This is a genomic window from Allobosea sp. P2_B12 (assembly GCF_056404835.1).
In genome coordinates this window covers 572,160-593,341 of record NZ_JBFUDG010000003.1, presented here as the reverse complement: position 1 = coordinate 593,341, position 21,182 = coordinate 572,160, and the positions used below count along the sequence as shown (strand labels likewise).

The following is a 21,182-nucleotide window of genomic DNA, read 5'->3' as shown; positions in this document are numbered from 1 at the left end:
CGACGATCTCTTCAGGTTTGTGCTTCGTCTGCAGCATCACGGGCATCCTCCAAGGCTCAAAAGCCTGCTTCAGCGGCACTTTAAAGGGGGTAGACCAGACAGCGCCAAACGTCCGCTTGTGGGCAACCATCCAATGTCTGGAGTTGGTGCGCTTCAGTCCTGCCACTCGGAGGCTTTCAAGACTCCTCCGGACCGGGGATGCATCTCACGCCGTTGCCGCTGACGATGCAGCGGCCCCGTTCGATCACGCTTGCCGCAGCGCGTTCGATGCGCGTCCGACGTTCCGTGCCAGGACGGGATGAATCTGTGCGATGACGGCGGCACCTTCGCCGACCGCGGCGGCGACCCGCTTGGTCGAGCCGGCGCGCACGTCTCCGACGGCAAAGATGCCTGGGCAACTGGTTTCGAGCGGCAGCCGCTCGCCGTCACCGGCGCGCTCCCCCGTGAGGACGAAACCGGGTCCGTCGAGCGCCACGCAGCCATCGAGCCATCGCGTATTGGGATCGGCACCGATGAACAGGAAGAGGTGGCGCGACGTGCATTCCCGGATCGCACCAGTCCGGCTGTCCCGCAACGTCGCCCCGGTCAGGCCCGTCGCCCGGTCGCCGTGCAAATCGACGATCTCGCTGCCCATATGCAATTCGACATTGGGCAATGCCGCGATCCGATCGATCAGGTACCGGGACATGGTCTGCTCGAGGGGGCGGCGCACCACCAGGTGCAGATGCCTGACCTGCGGTGCGAGATAGGCAACGGCCTGGCCCGCCGAGTTTCCTCCGCCGACCAGGACGACGTCCTCGCCGGCACAAAGTCGCGCCTCGATGGGCGATGCCCAGTAGGAAACGCCGGCCCCTTCCAGCTCTTCGATATTGGGAATGTTGGGCTGCCGGTAGCGCGCTCCAGACGCGATCACGATGGTGCGCGACCGCGCAGTGCCGCCGTTGCTGAGCTCGAGGGTAAACGGGACTTCCGCATCCGCTCCGTGACAGCGGAGCAATCCGACGGTCAGTGGGATGGCGAGTTCGGCGCCGAATTTCGCCGCCTGATTGAAGGCCCGGCCCGCTAGGGCTTGTCCGGAGATGCCGGTGGGAAAGCCGAGATAGTTTTCGATCCGGGCGGATGCGCCCGCCTGGCCGCCGAACGCGCGGCTGTCCAGGACCAGGACCGACAGGCCTTCGGATGCGCCATAGACGGCCGTGGCAAGTCCGGCCGGCCCGGCCCCGATGACCGCCACGTCATAGACAGTTTTCGGATCGAGATCCGGTGTGATGCCGAGACAGGACGCGGCATCCGCATTACTGGGGCTTCTGAGCAACGTGCCGTTCGGGCAGATCATCAGCGGCAGATCCTCGGGAGCGACGCCAAGCCGTTCGACCACTTCGCGGCCCTCTGCCTCGCACGCGGCAATGACGGTATGGGGGTAGCCGTTGCGGGTGAGAAATCCAGACAATCCGACGATGCTCGGATCATCCCGGCGTCCGACCAGGACCGAGCCTGCGCCGCCGGTCTGCCCCTCCTCGATCAGCATGACGCGCCGGAGGATGAAGGCGCGCATGATCGTTTCACCGATATCCGCCGATCCGATGACGAGCGCACGCAGATGCGGCGCATCAAAGGGGATCGCAACCGCGCCAGCGTCACCCGCCACGACCGACATGAGGGACGGACGGCCCGAGAGCTGATTGGTCTCGCCGGTGAACTGGCCGGGACCGTAGGTGGTGACCACGGACGACTGGCCGGCTGCGCTGCGTTGGATCGCGTCAGCCGAGCCATCGAGGATCAGCCAGGAGGGGGCGTTGCGGATGCCGATCTCGTAGACGACCTCCCGAGGGCCGAAGCGGTGCGGTGCGCCGCTCGCGAAGCGATGCGCCATGGCAATCTGAAGGGCGGACAGCGTCGGAAACATCTGCTCTCGCCGAGCATCGCCGATTGCCATGGGGTGACCTCCATATCGCGCCTATGCCACGTCTCGTGCGACACCATCCGACCAGATGAAGAGCCTCACTGCAATCAGGCGGGCGCGAGCTGGCGCGCCTTCGGCAAGGCGAGCGCGAAGACGAGAAGGCCCAGGAGCGTCAGCCCGAAGCCCGCCCATACGGCAGACAGCAGGCCGTAGCCGGCCGCAATCGTCGCGCTGCCTGCCCAGGCGCCGATGGCGTTGGCGACGTTGAGCGCCGCGAGGTTCATGGCACCCATCAGCGTGGGCGCCTCCGGCGCGAAGCCCGTCAGGCGCACCTGAATGGTGGGGATGGCGACCATCATCGTCGTGCCCACGCCGAACAGCGCCGGCATCAGGATCCAGACATGGCGGCCGCCGGCGGCCAGCACCGCAAGCACGATCAGGGCACCGCCGAAGCCCACGACCAATCCGCGTGCGGGATAGACATCCGCCAGCCTCCCGCCGATCACGTTGCCGGCGGCCATGCCAAGCCCAAACAGCGCGAGCGCAATCGGGATCCAGGCTTGATCGAGCGCCGCTATATCGGTGACGAAGGGGCCGATGAAGGTGTACACGGCGAAGATGCTGGCAACGCCGAGCGCCGCGACGACCATCATGGCCCAGACGGCCGGATTGCGCAGCGAGGCAAGCTCCTGGACGACGGGCCCGCCGTGAAGCGCCTCGGTCCGAGGCACCCAGGTCCACAAGGCAAGGAAGGCCAGAACGGCGATCCCGGCGACGGTGAAATAGGTATTTCGCCACCCCATGGTCTGGCCGAGGAGGGTCGCCAGCGGTGAGCCGATGATCGTCGCGACGGTCAGTCCGGTCATGACCAGCGCGAACGCCTTTCCGGCATGACCGGGGCCGACGATGTAGGACGCCACCACGGCGCCGGCGCCGAAATACGCCCCCTGCGGCAGGCCGCTGACGAAGCGCGCTATGGCGAACATGCCGAGATCCGTGGCGACTGCCGACAGGACGTTGCCGAGGACGAACAGGCCCATCAGGCATAGGAGAAGCGTTCGCCGGTTCAGCCTGGCCGCCACCAGCGTCACCAGAGGAGCACCGATCACCACGCCGAAGGCATAGGCCGCAATCGCGTTGGTCGCCGTGGGGATATCGATGCCGAGGCTGGCCGAGAACAGCTGAAGGATCCCCATGCTCGCAAACTCGGACGTCCCGATGCAGAAGCTGCCGAGGGCCAGGGCGAACAGGGTGAGGCCGCTGTTGCGTTGCTCCGCTTCGTTCGCGCAATGCACCTTCACGGCGGCACATTGACCGCGATAGGCCTTGTCCAGCATCGCTCCCTCCATTCGTTGGGTCTAGGGATTGCGCCGATCCGCGTGCAGCGATCAGCCAAAACGTCTCGCCATCCGACCGCGCTCTGAAGGATCGGCGATTGGGGAGTGCCGCATCGCCAGCACCGCGGTCCTGGCCTCCTAGCCAGGACAGGGCTGCCCGGCAGCCCCCCAACGAGCCATGTCCTTGACATGCTCTTCGAAGGTTCCGGGCGGAATCGCACGGCCGGCGCCGGGCTCCCACGCTCTGGGGATAAATCCGCTGAGCGATGCATCGTGCCTCAAATGCTCGAGCAGGCCGACCGCGTCGCGACCGCCATTCCGCTTGGGATCCTTAAGTTGGGCGCAGATCTCGGCTCCACTCTTGCCAAACCAGATGAATTCCACCGGCGCCAACTGCCAGCCGATGCCCGCATGCATGGGCGCGGGCGCGGGTGGATTCGGCAGCGTCGACGTGACATGGCAGGTCGAACACGGAACCGTCTCTGCTCCAATGCGGCTTTGCCCGCCATGGATGTTCATGCCGTGTACTCTTGGCTTGCTTTCGCCGGCCGGGGTCCAGATGGGAACAGCCTTCGCATCGACATGGCAATTGGCGCAGCGAGGATGCGTCACCACCGCCTCGATCTTTGTCCATGCCTGCAGCCCCTCGGCCCGGCTGATGCTGCCTGATGGCAACGCATCTTTTGATACGTCCTTGGCAAGGACAAGCCCCGCCAGGGCGACCATCGACGAACCGGCACATGTGAGCGCGATCAGGGTTATTTTTCGCATGGCCCGCCCTCACACGAAATCGATGAACTTGTTGAAGGGCATCTCCCGTATGCGCTTGCCCGTCGCCGCGAAGATCGCGTTGGCCAGCGCCGGCGCCGCAGGCGGTACGGGCGGCTCGCCGATACCCCTGACGGTGTAGTCATTCTCCAGGCCGCGCACCTCGATCGCCGGGCATTGATACATGCGCATGGCTTCGTGGTGATTGTAGTTGGTCTGTTGGACGGCGCCCTTGGAATAGGTGAGTTCGCAGTTCATGGCATGGCCAAGGCCCCAGACGACGCCGCCCTGGACGAGATTCTCGAAGTTGACGGGATCGACGATCTTGCCCACATCGGCCGCCACCCAGACCTTGTCGATCCTGATGCCCGCGTCGGTCATGGTCACGTCCACGATCTCGGCGACAGCCGTTCCAAACGACTCGACGAACGCGACGCCACGGCCCTTCCCGCCTCCCAGAGGCCCCTTCCAATCCGCCATCTCGCCGACGGTTTCCAGGACCTTGCGGTAGATCGGGATCTTGCACATCTCGATGCGCGCCTTGAGCGGGTCGAGCCCCGCGGCGTGAATCAATTCGTCGATGAAGCTCTCGGTAAAGAAGCCGTTGGCCGAGGCTCCAACCGACCGCCAGGTTGTGCACGGCGACAATCCCTGCACTTCGAAGCTTGTCGCCCGGTAGTTCGGAATATCGTAATAGACGTTCCAGATGCCGACCGCGAGCTGGCCGTCAGGGTCGTTCGAGGGCGACCCCATCCTGGCCAGGAGTTCCTTGAAAGGCGCCGTCGCCGCCACCTGCGCATCGGCCGCGATGATCTTCCCGTCCTTGACGCTTCCCCGATATCTGCCCATCGCGATCTGCCGCGGAATATCCTGCAGGAAGTCCTCTTCCCGCGAGAGGACGAGCTTGACCGGTGTCCCGCGCATCTGGTTCGCGATCTCGGCGAGCACCCTGATATTATCGAATTCGAGGCGGAGCCCGAAGCTCCCACCCATCCACTCGTTATGGAAGGTCACCTGCTCTGGCTTCATGCCGATCGCCGTGGCCGCGATGGACTGCACCGATTGCGGCGTCTGATGCCCGACCCAGATTTCCATTCCCTTGTCGGTCACGATGCCGATGCCGTTGAGCGGCTCCAGCGGCTGATGACCGACGTAGGGTGCGCGATATTCCGCTTCGATCAGCGTTCCGTCTTTCAGTCCGGCTTCGATATTACCGTCGTTGCGCCACTCCTTGCCGAGGAACTGCGGAACGAAGGACGAGGATACGGTTTTCCAGTGGTCGGCCTGTTCGGCCGGATATGTGCTCGGCTCCCAGACGCAGTCGACACGCTCGGCCGCCTGCATCGCGTACCAGCTGTTCGTGGCGATGACCGCGATGCCATTCGATATCTTGAGGATCTTCTGGACCCCCGGCATCGTCTGAGCCTTGCTCGCATCGTAGGATCGGATCGGCTGGCCCTTGTTGGGGTTCAGCTTGACGGCCGCGTACACCATGCCGTCCATCCTCCGGTCGATACCGAACTTCATTTCGCCGGTGACTTTCGAACGGATGTCGAGCCGCTCCATCGGCTTGCCGAGAATTCGCCATTGCGACGGGTCGCGGAGCTTGGTGACCGCGACCGGCGTGATCTTCGCCGCATCGGCCGAAAGCGCGACATAGGGAATCTTCGTCCCGTTCGGCAGGATGACGTTTCCGGCCTCGGTACGCAGGTCGGCGGCCGCGACCCCGCTGCGTTTGGCTGCGGCCGCTTTCAGCGTTTCCCGCGCGACCGCGCCGGCCATACGCAGCTTTTCATAGGTATCTGGAATGGCGCTGGAGCCGCCGGTCATCTGCAGCCCGGCTTTCCTCAGCCATTCCAGCGCGGAGGCGCGAGCCTTCTCGGCTCCTGGGCTTTGGTCCGGTGCCATGAAGGGTGCAAGTTCGTGGGCGAAGCCCGTGTTGAAATAGGCGGGACTAGGTCCGGCGAAGCGGATCTCGAATTGACCCGGCTCGAGATCCAGTTCCTCGGCGATCATGAGGGGCTGGATGGAACCGACGCCTTGGCCTTTGTCGGCATGCTGGGCAATCAGTGTGATCTTGTCCGGACTGATCTCGACCCACGGATTGAATGTGACCGAATGCGGACCAAGGTTCGCCGCGAGCGGATTCGTCGCGGCAGCGGAAGACGGTGCCTGTTGCGCTTGACCATACTGACCGAAGGCCACACCGCCAGCGACCGCAGCCGAGCCGAACACGAAGGTGCGTCGCGAAAGATCCGGCATCTCGCGCATGTCATTTCCCTCCCATCTTTTCGGCAGCGGCATGGATCGCAACGCGAATGCGCTCATAAGTGCCGCATCGGCAGAGATTTCCCGACATGACCTGGTTGATGTCTTCATCCGTCGGCTTGGGAACCGCTTTGAGCAGCGAAATCGCCTGGATCATTTGGCCGGTCTGGCAGTAGCCGCATTGCGGTACTTGGTGCTCGATCCAGGCTTCCTGCACGGGGTGTAGCTTTCCGTTGCCGACCGCTTCGATGGTGGTGACCGCCTTGCCGGCGACGTCAGCCATACGCGCCTGGCACGAGCGAACGGCGGCTCCGTCGATCTGCACCGTACAGGCGCCGCATTGAGCGATTCCGCAGCCATATTTGGGGCTTGTAATGCCAAGCTCATCGCGCAAAACCCAGAGCAAAGGCATCTCCGGGACGACGTCTACCTGATGTTTGGTCCCATTGACGGTGAGTTCAAGCATGCCAACACCTTCCCTCTGTAGCGTTACGGGGCGTTGCTGCGAACAGGATCTTCCGCAGGTCCGCTGATGACCGCGGCCGCCGCCTCGGCGACCGCAATGTCTTGCTCGATCGAACCCGCACTCGTGCCGACCGCGCCGATGATCTGGTCATCGACTTTCACCGGCAGGCCACCTCCGAAAATCACGACATGGCCGCCATTGGTCTGCTCGATCCCAAACAGTGGCGCCCCCGGCTGAGCCAATCCGGCGAGATAATCCGTCGTCTTGTCGAACATGCGCGCCGTCTTCGCCTTGCTGATCGCGAGATCGATGCTTCCCACGAGAGCGCCGTCCTGGCGGGTGAAGGCGATGAGGGCGCCACCGGCATCGACCACCGCGATATTGTAGGGAACGCCGAGATTCGCTGCCTTGGCCTCGCCGGCCTCGAGCATCCGCTTTGCATCCGCTAGCGTCAGTGTATCGAGCGTGCGAGGCATGCATCCCCTTTCTCTCGACCCGGCGTCCAGTTGGCCGATCGACCCGAACGCAACGAGAGGCGGCGCCAATAGCGATCGATAGGCGAGTATCAACTGAACGATTACTGTCTTTGCGGCCGGACGATCGTTTCCGCCTTCCGTATTGCCTGGGACAAAAGTTAGCACCGAGGCGCCGCGAGCGGCGGTTAAAAGATGTAAAAATGAAAAACTGCAGGATTGATTGCACCGGCCATCCCCCGCCATAGGCAGGAAAACGACCGAGGTTGCTGAAACCGCCATGGGGCCCAATCAGATGGTGCAGGGATCGCGCACCAATCGTTTCCGGTCCGGCTTCAAGCGTGCATGGCGAAGCGTTGCCCGTGATGCGATCGGGCATTCGAACTGGGAATGACGGCCGCGTGGACGGCCGCGGCACCCGAGGGCTAGGATCGTGGGGCGCGCGGGCGCCGGTCAGACGCGGTGGGCCTTGTGATGAACAGCAGTTCAAGCGGCGATCGGACGAGCAGATTTCTTGCCGGAGCTTGGCGGCCGGTCAGCGGCGTGCAGCAAGCCCCGTCCAAGCGCCTGACGCCATGACAGGAATCGACAGATCAGACGAGGTTCTGTCGTTCGGCTCTTTCGAGCTCATGCCGACGCGCCGGATCCTGCTCGAGAACGACAAGCCGGTCGGCATCCGCAGTCGCGCCCTGGACCTCCTCTGCCTGCTCGTGGAAGCGTCGGGGCAGATCCTGAGCAAGGATGAGCTTCTCGCGCGCGCCTGGCCGAGTACGTTCGTGGCCGAAGCGAATGTTCGCGTCCAGATCAACGAACTGCGTCGCGTCCTCGGCGACGGGCGCCATGGCCGGCGATACATCGTGACCGTGCCCAATCGTGGATACAGCTTCGTCGAGACGGTGCACCGCAGGCTGGTGCTTCCGCCCGGCGACCGGGCTCCCGCCGCGGATCGGCAAGGCTTCGGTTCGCCCCCCGTATGGCCGGGCAGAATCATCGGAAGGGATCGGTCGATCCAGACGCTCGCGAAGCAAATCCAGCAGCAGCGAGTGGTCACTGTCGTCGGCACGGGTGGCGTCGGCAAGACGACACTGGTTCTTTCCGTGATCGCAAAGATGCGCGAGGGGGAGGAAAGGCCTCCCTGGCAGAAGATCGTCTTTGTCGATCTCGCTTCGCTATCCGATGGTCACGCTGTTCCGAGCGCATTCGCGTCGGCGCTCGGTGCGGTCCTGGCTGGCGACGATGCGGTGTCGAGCATCGTGCACTATTTGCGCGAGGAGGCATGCCTCCTCGTCATCGACAATTGCGAGCATGTGATCGACCCCGTGGTCGAGATCGTCGATGCGATTCTGCGGCATGCGCCCGATGTTTTCTTCCTGGCGACGAGCCGGGAGCCGCTGCGGATCGCCGAGGAGTGGGTCTACCGACTGCAGCCGCTCGCCGTGCCGCCCGCCTCGGAGATACTCAGCCTGGATGAAGCGTTGGCTTTTCCCGCTGCGGCTCTGTTCGTCGAACGCGTGTCCGCCCGTCGCGGCAGCATGGCGCTTCGCGATGACGATGGCCGCTTCGTGGCCGACATCTGCAGGCGCCTGGACGGCATACCGTTGGCGCTGGAACTCGCCGCGGGACGGTTCGAGGCGTTCGGCGTCCGGGGGCTGGCCGCCGTGCTGGACAATCTCTTCGCGGTGCTCACCCACGGCGAGCGCAGGGCCCTGCCACGGCAACGGACGCTCCATGCTACGCTGGACTGGAGCTTCAACCTGCTTACGGCACGCGATCAAGCGCTCATGCGGCGGCTGGCCGCATTTTCGAACAGATTCACCCTGGACTTCGCCGCGGCAGTCGCTGCGTGGGGTGAACTGAGCGCCGCGGACGTGATCGAGGGCGTCGCCGATCTCGTCTCGCAGTCGATCGTAAGCACGGCTCCGGGTGCGGAAGAACCCGGTTTCATCCTGCTGGAGACCACCCGCGCCTATGCCAGGGAGAAGCTCGCAGCCGCGCCCTGCGCGGCCGAAGTCGCCAGGCGGCATGCAAAATTGTGCCTCGATCTTCTGGCCGAGGCCGAGCGGCCAGGCTCCGGGCGGACCACCGATGAGCAAGGCCTGCTCCCAGATCTGCGAGCGGCCTTGAATTGGGCCTTCTCCCAGGATGGGGATCTGACATGCGGCGTCGCGCTGACGGTTGCAGCGATTCCGCTCTGGCTGCGGCTTTCGCTGGTCAGCGAATGTCGCGAGCGCGTCGAGGAAGCGCTCGCGCGATACGGCAAGGAAGACGATACCGGCGACCCAATCGTGCTCAAACTGCAGACCGCGCGGGGCTGGTCCCTGATGTACAATGCCGGCACGGCGCGGGAAACGAGCGACGTGTGGAAGGCCGCCCACAGCCTCGCGGAACGGCTGGACGACAACGACTATCGATTGCGCTCGCTATGGGGGCTCTGGGCAGGCCATATGAAGAACGCCGCATTCGAGACGGCGCTCGACAGCGCGTTCCAGTTCAAGAACGCCGCAGAGCAATCCACGGATGCGGACGATCTCGCAATCGGTGACAGGCTGATCGGAACCTCGCTGCATTTTCTCGGCGCCCAGTCAGCTGCGCGCCATCACCTCGAGCGGATGCTGGATCGCTACCCGCCGCCAGGCCATCGTTCTCACATCGCCCGCTATCAGGTCGCTCCACGCATCGCAGCGCTGATGACACTGTCGCGCGTGCTGTGGCTGCAGGGCCATGCGGCAGCGGCCGCAGACATGGCCGAAGCCAGCCTCGCCGAGGCCCGTTCTCTCGATCACCGGCTCTCACTCTGCTACACGCTGGCCCAGTCGGCCTGCCCGCTAGCCCTTCTGAATGGCGAGTTCGAGCGGGCGGGATGCCTGATCGACGAGCTGTTCGAGGAGACGGCGCGGCACCGTCTCGAAATCTGGCATATCTACGCGCAGGGCTACCGAGGTCATCTGCAGGTCCTGCGGGGCGAGCCCGAGCGCGGTTTGCCACTCATGCAGCACGCGGTGAACGAGCTCCGAAGCGCACGTTTCATGCAGCACCACTCGGCATTCGTGCTCGCCCTCGTCGAGTCGCTGATCTCGGCGGGCCAATTTGATGCCGCAAATGCCCTGCTCGATGAGCAACTTGCGCATCTCGCGCGCGGCAGCCGCCTATGGGTGGCGCCAGAAATCCTGCGCCTCAAGGGCGAGCTGACATTGCGCCTTGGCGACCAGATTTCGGGCGAGGCGCTTCTGGAGGAATCGCTGTCACTGGCCAAGAAAAGCGGCGCGCTAGGGTGGCACATTCGTTCTTACTTGAATTCATCTGCAGCGCGGGACGATGGATTGCTGCCGATCCAGGAGATCGTCCCGAGATCGCTGATCGGCCATTTCGATAGTGGGCGAGCCGATGCTCAACGCCGCCCGTGACCTCATGCTTCTGAGCACCCCACCTGCCGCGTGAAAGCGACGAGGTACCCGCCGGCATCCACGACGGCGATATTATTTCGAATTCAAATCAACAGGCTCGACGACAAACGCCAGGCACGTGGCATTGGATCCGACGACAAGGACTTTTCCTTTGGCCATCGCTCTGTCCCCCCTGCCGTTATGCTAGGGCGAACCTGGCGCAGTGCGGAATGGATGACGGCAAAATCCATATCCGACGCCTCGTCTCACATGCGGTAAAACGATGTAAAATCGCGAGCCAGCTGCATCTGAAGGCTGGTTTCGACAATCGATCTGACGTTTTTGTTCTCTTCGGAGCCGTCGCGGACGCGATCGTTTTGTACGATTTCGTGGGTTTTCGCCGGGGGAGATCGTTCGATGGTCCTGTTCGAGGCGATCTTGCTGATCCTCTTGGGAGCGGTCCTGCTGGCCGCCTTCGCGCGGAAGGCTGGCATTGCCTATCCGGTGATTCTCGCGATTGCCGGAGCCGCTCTCGCGTTCATCCCGAACACGCCCCAGATCCCTCTCGACCCAGAACTCGTCCTGGTCCTGTTCGTCGCGCCCATCCTTCTCGATGCGGGCTTCGACACCTCGGTTCGCGATCTTCGCAGGAACTGGCGTTGCATCGCTGGGCTGGTCGTCATCGCCGTCGGATTGACGACGGTCGCAGTCGCGTTCGTCGCCCGCTGGCTGGTGCCCGACATTCCCTGGGGAGCCGCGATCGCGCTGGGAGCCATCGTCGCGCCGCCCGACGCGGTCGCGGCCACAGCCATATTGCGTCGGGTTCGGCCGCCGCATCGGTTGATCGTGATCCTGGAAGGCGAAAGCCTGCTGAATGACGCGACCGCTCTGCTGATCTATCGGCTTGCAGTCGTCGCCGTGGTCACGGGCGGCTTCTCACCTGTCGCAGCTCTGCCGACATTCGGCCTCGTCGTGCTCGGCAGCATCGCGCTCGGTGTCGCCATGGGATGGCTTGTCGTGCGCTTCCTGGCGCGGTTTGAGGATGCTCCAAGCCTGATCATTCTCCAGTTCATCACCACGTTCGGTGCCTGGATTCTGGCCGAGCGGCTTCACCTGTCGGGGATCATCACGATCGTCGTCTATGCGATGGCGCTCGCTTGGTCGACGCCTGCACGCACCAGTGCGCGGCTTCGCGTGCCGACATATGCGGTCTGGGAAACGGTGATCTTCGTTCTGCAGATCTTCGCGTTCATGCTGGTCGGGCTGCAGCTTCGGCCGGTTTTCGGCAATCTCAACCATGCTACGATCGTCGAATACGGGATCGTAGCAGCCGCCATACTCGTGACCGTGATCGTGGTCCGCTTGGTCTGGGTGATTTTCGAGCACCGGATCGCCGATTATTCGCAAGGGGAGGGCGGGCGCCACAGCGCTCTGCAACCCGATGTATCTTCGCGCGGCGACGGGCTTGTCATCGCCTGGTGTGGGATGCGCGGCATCGTCACCCTGGCGGCGGCCTACGCGCTGCCACCCCAATTCCCCTATCGCGACCTCATATTGATCTCGGCCTTTGGGGTGGTTGTTGGAACCTTGGTCATCCAGGGCCTGACCCTGCCTATGCTATTGCGGTATCTCGCCATCGAGGATGACCATCCAATCGAGCGAGAGCTCCGGCAGGCGCGCAAAGAGGCGCTTGAAGCGGGTATCGAGGCGATTGCCGACGTCCATTCGAACGCTGCCAGCATGGTGAGGGTGGAGTACGCCGACATGTTGCAGCAGTCCCTGGATCAAACAAATTTCGATACGGAGCAAAACCAGCTCAGGCGGGTCGCTCTGGCGATGGCTCGAAGCCGCGCCCTCGACATGCGGCGATCGGGGCAGATCGGCGACGATGCATTCCACCGGCTCGAGGAGGAACTCGACTGGCTTGAATTGGGTGCGGCCGCCCGGATATCGGCATGAGTGATGAATACGACGTCGTCATCATCGGTGCCGGCGCGGCTGGCATCGCAGCAGCGCGAACGTTGCGCGCGGCAGGACTATCTCTCCTGATCCTGGAGGCCAACCATCGCATTGGTGGACGCGCGCATACCGTAACCTGCGAGGGATGGCCGATCGACCTTGGCTGCGGATGGCTACACTCCGCCGATCGCAATCCCTGGACCGTCCTTGCCGGAACGCTCGGCTTTGACGTCGATCGCTCGCCGCCACCTTGGGGGCATCGATTCCTCGAGCTCGGTTTTCCCACCAGCGAACAACACGCCGCGCGAGCGGCGCTGGAAGCGTTCGATGGCCAGGTGCGGAGCAGCCAGCCCGCCACCGATCGAGCGGCTGATCTGCTCCATGGCGCGCAAACCTGGCTGCCCTTCCTTGAGGCCTACAGCTCGTATGTGAACGGAGCCCAGCTCAGCGAGGTGTCAATCGCGGACTATCGCGCCTACATCACAGCGGATACCCGAACGAACTGGCGGTTGCCGCAGGGCTATGGGGCCCTCATTGAAGCGGCGGGGCGGGCGCTGCCCGTTCGACTGGGCATCGCCGCGACGGCCATCGAAGCGCATGAGCGCCGGCTTTCCGTCCTGACCACGGCGGGCCGGATCGAAACGCCCCGCGTCATCATTACGATCTCGACCGGCCTGCTGGCGTCGGGCGCGCTGAGGCTGCCATACGCAGTCGATAACAGGATCGACGCGGCGGGGCGCCTGCCGTTGGGTCTGGCAGACAAGGTCTGGTTTCATCTCGACGCGCCGGACGGTTTTGAACCCGACACACAGGCAATCGGCAACCCGCATCGAACGAGGACCGGAAGCTATCAGATCCGCCCGTTTGGCCGCCCTCTGATCGAAGGTTTCGTGGGAGGTGCTGCTGCTCGCGACCTGGAGGACGGTGACGATCTGGCGGATTTCGCAATCCTGGAACTCGTCGGACTGTTCGGCGCCGATATCAAACGGCGCCTTCGGCTGGCGACCTGCTCGCGCTGGGGCCGCGATCCGTTCGCGCGGGGCGCCTATAGTCACGCTTTGCCTGGCTGTTCCGACTACCGAGCCGTGCTGGCCGCGCCCTGGGAGGATCGGATCTATTTTGCCGGAGAGGCCTGCGCACCGAGTGACTATTCGACCGCGCACGGCGCTTACGACTCCGGGGTGACTGCGGCCCGGCTGATCCTCGATCGACAATCCTGGCGACCTTGAAGCCGACATCGTGCCTTAAACGACGTCGCTGCGCCCCATTTTACACCATTTTACGGAGGAGATCGCCGATCACATGCTAATTTCAAACCGAAGCTTGGCGTAACGACAGGCTGCCATCGCCAATTGGCTAAGTCGCCTGGTCAATACGCTGTGCGAGAGGCCTTGCCGGAGTGGCCCCATCATCAACTGAGGCCCAATCGACAAAAACCTGGAAGGGACATTGAAATGAGCAATTATCGGCGGTTCTTGTATCTCCTGGCGTACATGGTCACGCTCGTGGGGGGCTCTGCTGTGGCTGTCGCGCCGGCGGCCGCGAATACGGTGGTTCTTGTGCATGGGGCGTTTGCTGACGGATCATCTTGGCACAAGGTCATTCCTCAGCTGGAAAAAGCCGGCCTGAAGGTCATCGCTGTTCAGAACGCCCTGCAGTCGCTCGAAAACGATGTGGCGACGACACGACGCGCGATCCGGGATGCTGAAGGGCCGGTCGTGCTGGTCGGACACTCTTATGGTGGCATCGTCATCACCGAAGCTGGCAACGATCCGAAGGTCAAATCGCTCGTCTATGTCGCAGCCTATGCTCCAGACAGCGGCGAAACTCAGAGCGATATCACGTCTCGCTATCCTCAGCTGGAGAGCCGGGCCGAGTATATCCGCGACGCGGACGGTTTTCTCAGGATTAGCGATGCCGGTATCGCCAAATACTTCGCGGCGGATCTGGCCGCTGCCGAGCAGAGATTGGTGGCGACCGTGCAAGGCAGGCTTCATGCGGGCACGCTCGCCACGCGGGTCGGTCGCGCGGCCTGGCGCGACAAGCCCACCTTCATGGCTGTCGCGACGAACGACGCGATCATCCCGCCGCAGCTTCAGAAGGATCAGGTCGAGCGCGCGCGAGCGGTGGCAGTGGAACTCCCGTCCAGCCATGTTGCCATGCTGTCTTTCCCCGAGAAGATATCTGATCTGATCATCAGGGCAGCCAAGTAAAGGACATCACTCGCTGAACGCCGTCGTTGACCGGTGGTCTGTCCGAGAAAATCCGAAGGGCGACGGGCTTACCCGCGCGTGCATTTGGTCCTATTTCATCGATGGAAGTTGGCCGGAGAAAGCTTTCCAGATGAAACTTCGAGACATCCTCCCAAGCAAGATCGGCTTCGGCGCTGCGCCGCTGGGCAATATGTTCCGAGACATTCCCGAGCCGGAGGCGCTCGCGACGGTGGAAGCCGCCTGGAGCGATGGAATCCGCTATTTCGACAATGCGCCCTTCTACGGCGCAGGGCTTGCGGAAATCCGGATGGGCGACGCGCTCGTCGCGCGACCGCGCGACGAGTATGTGATCAGCACCAAGGTCGGCCGCGTTATTCTGGACGAGGTCGAGGATGTCAGCGCCCGCGACCTTGGCGAGAAGGGCGAGGTCTTCAAATACGGCCTGCCGAACAAGATCGTGAACGACTATTCGGCGGATGCCACGTTGCGTTCGATCGAGGATAGTCTCAAGCGCCTCAAGACCGACCGCATCGAGATTGCCTGGGTTCACGATATCGCGCAGGACTTCTATGGCGACGAGTGGCTCGGGGTGTTCGAGACCGCGCGCAAGGGCGCCTTCAGGGCGCTCGACCGGCTCCGCGACGAGGGCGTGATCAAGGCCTGGGGTTTGGGCGTCAACCGTGTCGAGCCGATCGAACTGCTGCTCGCACTCGATGGCCCGCGCCCCGACGGTTTCCTGTTGGCCGGGCGGTATACGCTGCTCGACCATGAGCGCGCCCTCCAGCGCGTGATGCCGATGGTCGCCGAGCGCGGGCTCGGAATCGTCGTCGGCGGTCCCTACAGCTCGGGCGCGCTCGTCGGCGGGCCGAACTTCGAATATGCGCCGATGACACCGCAAATCAGGGAGAAGGTCGCGCAGATCAAGGCCATCGCCGACCGCCACGGCATCAGCATGAAGGCCGCGGGGCTGCAATTCTCGCTCGCTCATCCGGCGGTTGCGGCCGTGATCCCCGGCGCCAGCCAGCCGAGCCGGATCGCCGAGGACCGCGCCGCACTCCGGGAGAAAGTTCCCGCTGACTTCTGGAGCGAGTTGAAGGATGCCGGGCTGGTGAATTCTGGCGCGCCGCTGCCCATCGGCCGCTAGCGCTAGCCCGCTTGGATGTCGGATCCAGCGGTCGCGGGACTGCGTTGGTCGCCGGATTTTCCCAGACCTGATGTCGGATCGAAAATTGGCGAGCGAAGCTGGCGAGATGTGTCCGCTTTCGGACTGCAACCCAATGTCAGCTTTTGGCGCAATCCTGAAGCTGGTGAATTGATCTCGGTGGTTTCAGGCCCCCGCAACCAAATACCCGAAAACCCCGTCGCACCAGCGGCGGGGTTTTTGCGTTTGGGGGCGGAATACAGATTTGCGTGCGCCATGCCGCCCAGGAAGAGTCGTGGCACCAGGACGGCTCCGGCGAAACCGTCGTCCACGCGGGGGGACGCTTCTCGCCGCGTGCTATGTCAGCGGTTATCGCCACGAGCACGCTGTCGGCCTCGCGCCAAAATCTGAGGCTAGTCACCCCGGAGCCAGACCTTCCACAAACCCGCGCTTCGCCCATCGATGTGTGACATGGGTTTGATGACAATGGCCTGTCTGCGCCGGCCCTGTCATGGAAATTCGGTCGACCTATATTGCATTTATTGTCGCCATTATGCATATATCGTGCATGAGCCCGTCGTTTTCATCGTTCACTCGAACCGCGCACCTCGCTGGCGGCGGCTACGTTGTCGCTGATCTCCAGGCAGCGTTCGGCGACGACTACCGTCAGCTGCCCCATGTTCTACGCATCATCGCCGAGAACGTCCTTCGCGAGCCCAAGGCACACGAGGAACGCAGCCAGGCTCTCCGTGGCCTGCGCGATTGGCTCGCGCACGGAAGCTCGGACGTCGAGGTCGCCTTCCAGCCTGGCCGCGTGCTGATGCATGACACCACCTGCACGCCGGCCCTGGTCGATGTCGCCGCCATGCGCGACGCCATCGCCGCGGGAGGGGGAGACCCCGACCACCTGAGCCCGGTCCTGCCGGTGGACGTGTCGGTCGATCACTCGCTGGGGGTCGACCTTTCGGCGTCGCCCGAGGCGATGCGGCTCAATCTGGAGCGCGAATATCAGCGCAATGGCGAACGCTACCGCTTCCTGAAATGGGCGACGCAGGCGCTTCGTGGCGTCCGGGTCCATCCGCCGGGCACCGGCATCATGCACACGATCAATCTGGAGCAATTGGCGACCGTCGTGACGACGCGGATCGTCGAGGGGCGGCTCTGGGCGATGCCCGACACGCTGATCGGCACCGACAGCCACACCCCGATGATCAACGGCATCGGCGTTCTGGGATGGGGCGTCGGCGGCCTCGAAGCCGAGAGCGTGATGTTCGGCGTGCCGGTGATGATGCGCATCCCGGATGTCGTCGGCGTGCGCCTGACCAACCGGCTGCGCGAGGGCGTGAGTGCGACGGATTTTGCGCTGACGGTGACGCAGCGCCTGCGCGCCCGTAACGTGACCGGCGCCTTCGTCGAGTTCTTCGGGCCCGGCGTGTCCAGCCTCTCGGGCGGCGAGCGCGCCGTCGTCGCGAACATGACGCCGGAATTCGGCGCCTCCACCGGCTATTTCCCGATCGACGAAACGACGTTGCGATATCTGGCGCAGACGGGCCGGGCGCCGGAACAGATCGCGCTGGTCGAAGCCTACGCGAAGGAGCAGCGGCTCTGGTTCGATCCGCAGGCGCAGCCGCGCTACACTGACATCGTCGAGATCGATCTCGCCGCGATCGCCATCAGCCTTGCCGGCCCAAGCCGCCCACAGGATTTGCTTGCTCCCGAAGCGGTGGCTCCTGCGCTTGATGCGATGGCGCAGCCGACATCGCCGTCTGCTTCCCTGCCGCGCTATCCCGTTGCTATCGCCGCGATTACGAGCTGCACCAACACCTCCGATCCTCGGCTGGTCGTGGCCGCTGGCCTGGTGGCACGCAAGGCACGCAGGCTCGGCCTTAGGCCACCGGCCTGGGTCAAGACCTCGCTCGCGCCGGGATCGCCGGCGGCCGAGCGCTATCTCGAGCGCGCCGGACTGCTCGAGGATCTCGAGGCCCTCGGCTTCGGCATCGTTGGCTATGGCTGCACCACCTGCATCGGCAATTCCGGGCCGCTCCTGCCGATGATGGATGCCGCCATCCATGCCGATGAGATTTTGCCGGTCGCCGTCCTGTCCGGCAACCGCAACTTTCCCGGCCGCGTCCACGGCCAGGTCGAGGCCGGGCTTCTGGCTTCGCCCGCGCTCGTCGTCGCCTACGCACTGGCCGGCGACGCCGATCGCGACATCCTGACGGCTCCGCTGGCATCGACCGCTGCCGGCGAACCCGTACTGCTCGCCGACCTGTGGCCGACGGGAGCCGAGATCGACGCGGCGCTGGCGCTCGCCCTCGATCCGGCGGACTTCAGCCGCGCCTTTGCCGAGGCGACCACGAGCCGCCACTGGGCAGACCTCGACGCTCCCTGTGTGCCGCTCTTTCCATGGGACCCGGCCTCGACCGCGCTTCGGCCGCCGCCCTTCGCGCAGGCGGTTCAGCCCCACCGGCTCGGCCATTACAGGGCTCAGCCACTGCTGATCCTTGGCGATGACATCACCACGGATCACATCTCGCCGGCCGGACAGACCCCCGCCGCCAGCGAAGCCGGGCGATGGCTGGTCGAGCGCCGCGAGGACCCGAAGGACCTCAACGTCTACGCCTCGCGCCGGGGCAACTGGGAGGTCATGCTGCGCGGTCTCTTCACCAACCGCACGGTGGTGAACGCGCTTGCACCGGACCTGCCGCCGGGATCGACGCTCCATGTTCCGACCGGAGAGATTCTGCCGCTCTGGCGCGCCGCCGAACGCTACCGCGCATCGGGCGATGCGATGGTGGTCGTGGCCGGGGAGCGCTACGGCACGGGTTCTTCGCGCGACTGGGCGGCCAAGGGCCTCGGCCTCCTTGGGGTCAAGGCCGTCCTCGCCAGCAGCTTCGAGCGCATCCACCGCTCAAACCTGATCGGCATGGGCATCCTGCCGCTTCAGCTCCCACCCGGCACCGGCCCCGGCTCGCTAGGACTTGCGCCAGGCGACACGATCGAGATCGAGGCCGCGCCCGGCGCGCTCGCACCGCGCTGCGCCGTCGCAGCGCGCATCCACCGGGCCGGCGGTCCGGGCGAGCCCCTGGCACTGAAGGCTGCCATCGAGACCGCGCTCGAATGCGAGACGCTGCGTGCCGGCGGCATCATCTCCCTGATCCTCGGACGCCTGCTGGGCGCGTCCGCTACGCCTTTCACCGCAGCAGGTGAAACACGACCCGCAGCATCGCGGGAAGCCTGAAACAGCGCACAAGCGCGAACACCGCTATCCCTGGGAGGATCATCATGACGACCCGCAGAGTTTTCCTGGCCGCCGGCATCGCGGCTCTGTCCATCACATCCGGCGCCCCGCTGGCACAGTCGCCGATCCAGGAACTGAAGATCATGGCTCCGGCTGGTCCCGGCGGCGGCTGGGATGGCGCGGCGCGCTCGATCCAGCAGGTGCTGACCGAGACCAAGGCCGTCCGCAGCGTCCAGGTCAACAACGTCACCGGCGCCGGCGGCACGATCGGGCTGGCGCAGTTCATCACCAACGCCAAGGGCGACCCGAGCCAGCTGATGGTCAACGGCATCACCATGGTAGGCGCGATCCTGACCAACAAGTCGCCCGTCAGCCTCGACCAGGTGACGCCGCTGGTGCGGCTGACGGGCGATCCGCTGGTCATCGTGGTGCCCGAGACCTCGCCGCACAAGACCGTCAAGGACTTCCTGGCGGCGATCAAGGCGGATGTCGCCCGCGTCACCTGGGCAGGCGGATCGGCCGGCGGGGCGGATCACATTCTCGCGGCGCTGGCGACCAAGGCCGCCGGCGCCGATGCCGGCAAGGTCAACTACGTCGCCTTTTCCGGCGGCGGCGAGGCGCTGGCGGCCATGCTCGGCGGTCGCGTGACCGCCGGCGTATCCGGCTATGGCGAGTTCGAGGGCCAGATCAAGGCTGGCAAGCTGCGCGCGCTGGCGATCTCCTCGGGCAAGCGGCTCGAAGGGGTCGACGTGCCCACGCTCAAGGAACTTGGCTACGATGTCGAAGTGGTCAACTGGCGCGCCGTGATGGCCGGCCCCGGCGTCACGGCGGACCAGAAGGCGCAGCTGACCAAGCTCTTCGACGGCCTGGTCGCCAGCAGCGAATGGAAGGCCCTGCTCAAGGCACGCGGCTGGGACGACTACTATCTCGCCGGCGAACCCTTCGCCAAATTCCTGAAGGAAGAGCAGGTCCGGGTCGGGGATATCCTCAAGACGATCGGGCTGGTGAAATAGCGCGCTTGCTCCCAGGCCGTGCCGTCCCTAGACGAACGGCAGCATCGGCGTGGGGGCATGGCACATGGCGGGCAGCGGAAGACGGGACCTGGCGACGCCACTTGCGGCCCGGATCCTTGACGAGATCCGCGATGGCGGCCTGCCGCCGGGCTCTCATCTTCGATCACAGGACATTGCGACGCGCCTGGGCGTGTCGCGCTTTCCAATCGGACAGGCCCTGCAGCTTCTCGCCGACAAGGGCGTGCTGCGGCATGAGCGCAATAGGGGCTTTTTCGTTGGGCAGGACGCGCCGCCCTCCAGCGAGGCACTGGGCTTGTCGGAACCGGACGCCGTCACGCAGGCCTATTTCCGCATCGCCGATGACCATCTCCGTGGCCGGCTGCCCGAACAGATCAGCGAATCCGATCTCAGACAAGGCTATGGGCTGACGCGCGCGGAGCTCGCCGCGGTGCTGAACCGGATCAATCAGGAAGGATGGGCGGAACGACGTGCAGGCTATGGCTGGACTTTCGCGCCAGTGTTGAACACGCCGGAGAGCCTGGAGCAGACCTACCGGCTGCGCCTCGCGCTCGAACCCGCAGCCTTGCTCGAGCCGGGATATCACCTCACGCCGGAGGCCATCGCCGCATGCCGCGCTGCCGAGGAGCGTCTCCTGGCGGGCGCGATCGAGACCGACAGCGCCGACGCGCTCCACGAACGCGGCGTCCGTTTCCACGAGACCATCGTGGCGGGGGCGGGAAACCCGTTTTTCCTGGACACGATCCGGCGGATCAACCGAGTCCGGCGCCTGCTGTCCTATCGCTCCATGCTCGATCGCAAGCGCTACCGGCTGCAGTGCGAGGATCACCTCGCCATTCTCGATTGTCTGGCCGAGGGGCGGCAGGCGGACGCTGCCGAGCGCCTGCGGGTGCATCTGTCCCATACCATCGAAAACCTCAACGTTATCCGGCCCCTGCTCAATCCTTGACGAGAGGGGAATGAAGTCTACCGCCCCTTGCGGTCTGCTCGGAGAGGATC

At 64.6% G+C, this 21,182-nt stretch carries 14 protein-coding genes; 8 read left to right on the top strand and 6 right to left on the bottom strand.

The annotated features are described in order from the left end of the window. Positions 1-244: 244 nt before the first annotated feature. The 6 genes from AC1DYU_RS11545 to AC1DYU_RS11520 all read right to left on the bottom strand — a co-directional run bounded on the left by AC1DYU_RS11545 (position 245) and on the right by AC1DYU_RS11520 (position 7,218). A complete protein-coding gene (locus AC1DYU_RS11545) occupies positions 245-1,936 on the bottom strand; it encodes an FAD-dependent oxidoreductase (RefSeq protein ID WP_476791719.1) in 1,692 nt (563 codons plus the stop codon). 74 nt (positions 1,937-2,010) lie between these two features. Further along, complete coding sequence (locus AC1DYU_RS11540; protein ID WP_476791718.1) at positions 2,011-3,240, bottom strand: MFS transporter; 1,230 nt, start codon at positions 3,238-3,240, stop codon at positions 2,011-2,013. 138 nt (positions 3,241-3,378) lie between these two features. Next, a complete protein-coding gene (locus tag AC1DYU_RS11535; protein WP_158486882.1) occupies positions 3,379-4,011 on the bottom strand; it encodes a hypothetical protein in 633 nt (210 codons plus the stop codon). Positions 4,012-4,020: 9 nt separating this feature from the next. Beyond that, positions 4,021-6,279, bottom strand: a complete 2,259-nt coding sequence (locus tag AC1DYU_RS11530; protein ID WP_476791717.1) for a xanthine dehydrogenase family protein molybdopterin-binding subunit — start codon at positions 6,277-6,279, stop codon at positions 4,021-4,023. Position 6,280: 1 nt separating this feature from the next. After that, a complete protein-coding gene (locus AC1DYU_RS11525; protein WP_476791716.1) occupies positions 6,281-6,742 on the bottom strand; it encodes a (2Fe-2S)-binding protein in 462 nt (153 codons plus the stop codon). A 23-nt stretch (positions 6,743-6,765) separates the two neighbouring features. Further along, entirely contained in the window at positions 6,766-7,218 is a 453-nt protein-coding gene (locus AC1DYU_RS11520; RefSeq protein ID WP_476791756.1) for a GlcG/HbpS family heme-binding protein, read from the bottom strand. 572 nt (positions 7,219-7,790) lie between these two features. Between AC1DYU_RS11520 and AC1DYU_RS11515 the strand changes: the two genes are divergently transcribed. The 8 genes from AC1DYU_RS11515 (at position 7,791) to AC1DYU_RS11480 (ending at position 21,132) form a co-directional block, all read left to right on the top strand. Continuing rightward, positions 7,791-10,619 carry a winged helix-turn-helix domain-containing protein gene (locus AC1DYU_RS11515; RefSeq protein WP_476791715.1) on the top strand — a complete coding sequence of 943 codons (2,829 nt, stop codon included), beginning with the start codon at positions 7,791-7,793 and terminating at the stop codon, positions 10,617-10,619. 396 nt (positions 10,620-11,015) lie between these two features. Continuing rightward, positions 11,016-12,557, top strand: coding sequence for a cation:proton antiporter (locus AC1DYU_RS11510; protein WP_476791714.1), 1,542 nt, complete (start codon positions 11,016-11,018; stop codon positions 12,555-12,557). Next, entirely contained in the window at positions 12,554-13,786 is a 1,233-nt protein-coding gene (locus AC1DYU_RS11505; RefSeq protein WP_476791713.1) for a flavin monoamine oxidase family protein, read from the top strand. The genes AC1DYU_RS11510 and AC1DYU_RS11505 overlap by 4 nt, the downstream gene beginning before the upstream one ends. 225 nt (positions 13,787-14,011) lie before the next feature. Next, a complete protein-coding gene (locus AC1DYU_RS11500) occupies positions 14,012-14,770 on the top strand; it encodes an alpha/beta fold hydrolase (protein WP_476791712.1) in 759 nt (252 codons plus the stop codon). 130 nt (positions 14,771-14,900) lie between these two features. After that, positions 14,901-15,914 (top strand): aldo/keto reductase, encoded by a 1,014-nt coding sequence (locus AC1DYU_RS11495; RefSeq protein WP_476791711.1) that lies wholly within the window; start codon positions 14,901-14,903, stop codon positions 15,912-15,914. A gap of 565 nt (positions 15,915-16,479) precedes the next feature. After that, positions 16,480-19,152 carry an aconitate hydratase AcnA gene (gene acnA, locus AC1DYU_RS11490; protein ID WP_476791710.1) on the top strand — a complete coding sequence of 891 codons (2,673 nt, stop codon included), beginning with the start codon at positions 16,480-16,482 and terminating at the stop codon, positions 19,150-19,152. A 44-nt stretch (positions 19,153-19,196) separates the two neighbouring features. Continuing rightward, on the top strand, positions 19,197-20,165 hold the full coding sequence (locus AC1DYU_RS11485; RefSeq protein WP_476791709.1) for a Bug family tripartite tricarboxylate transporter substrate binding protein: 969 nt from the start codon (positions 19,197-19,199) through the stop codon (positions 20,163-20,165). 64 nt (positions 20,166-20,229) lie between these two features. Continuing rightward, positions 20,230-21,132 carry a GntR family transcriptional regulator gene (locus AC1DYU_RS11480; RefSeq protein WP_476791708.1) on the top strand — a complete coding sequence of 301 codons (903 nt, stop codon included), beginning with the start codon at positions 20,230-20,232 and terminating at the stop codon, positions 21,130-21,132. The last annotated feature ends 50 nt before the right edge of the window (positions 21,133-21,182 follow it).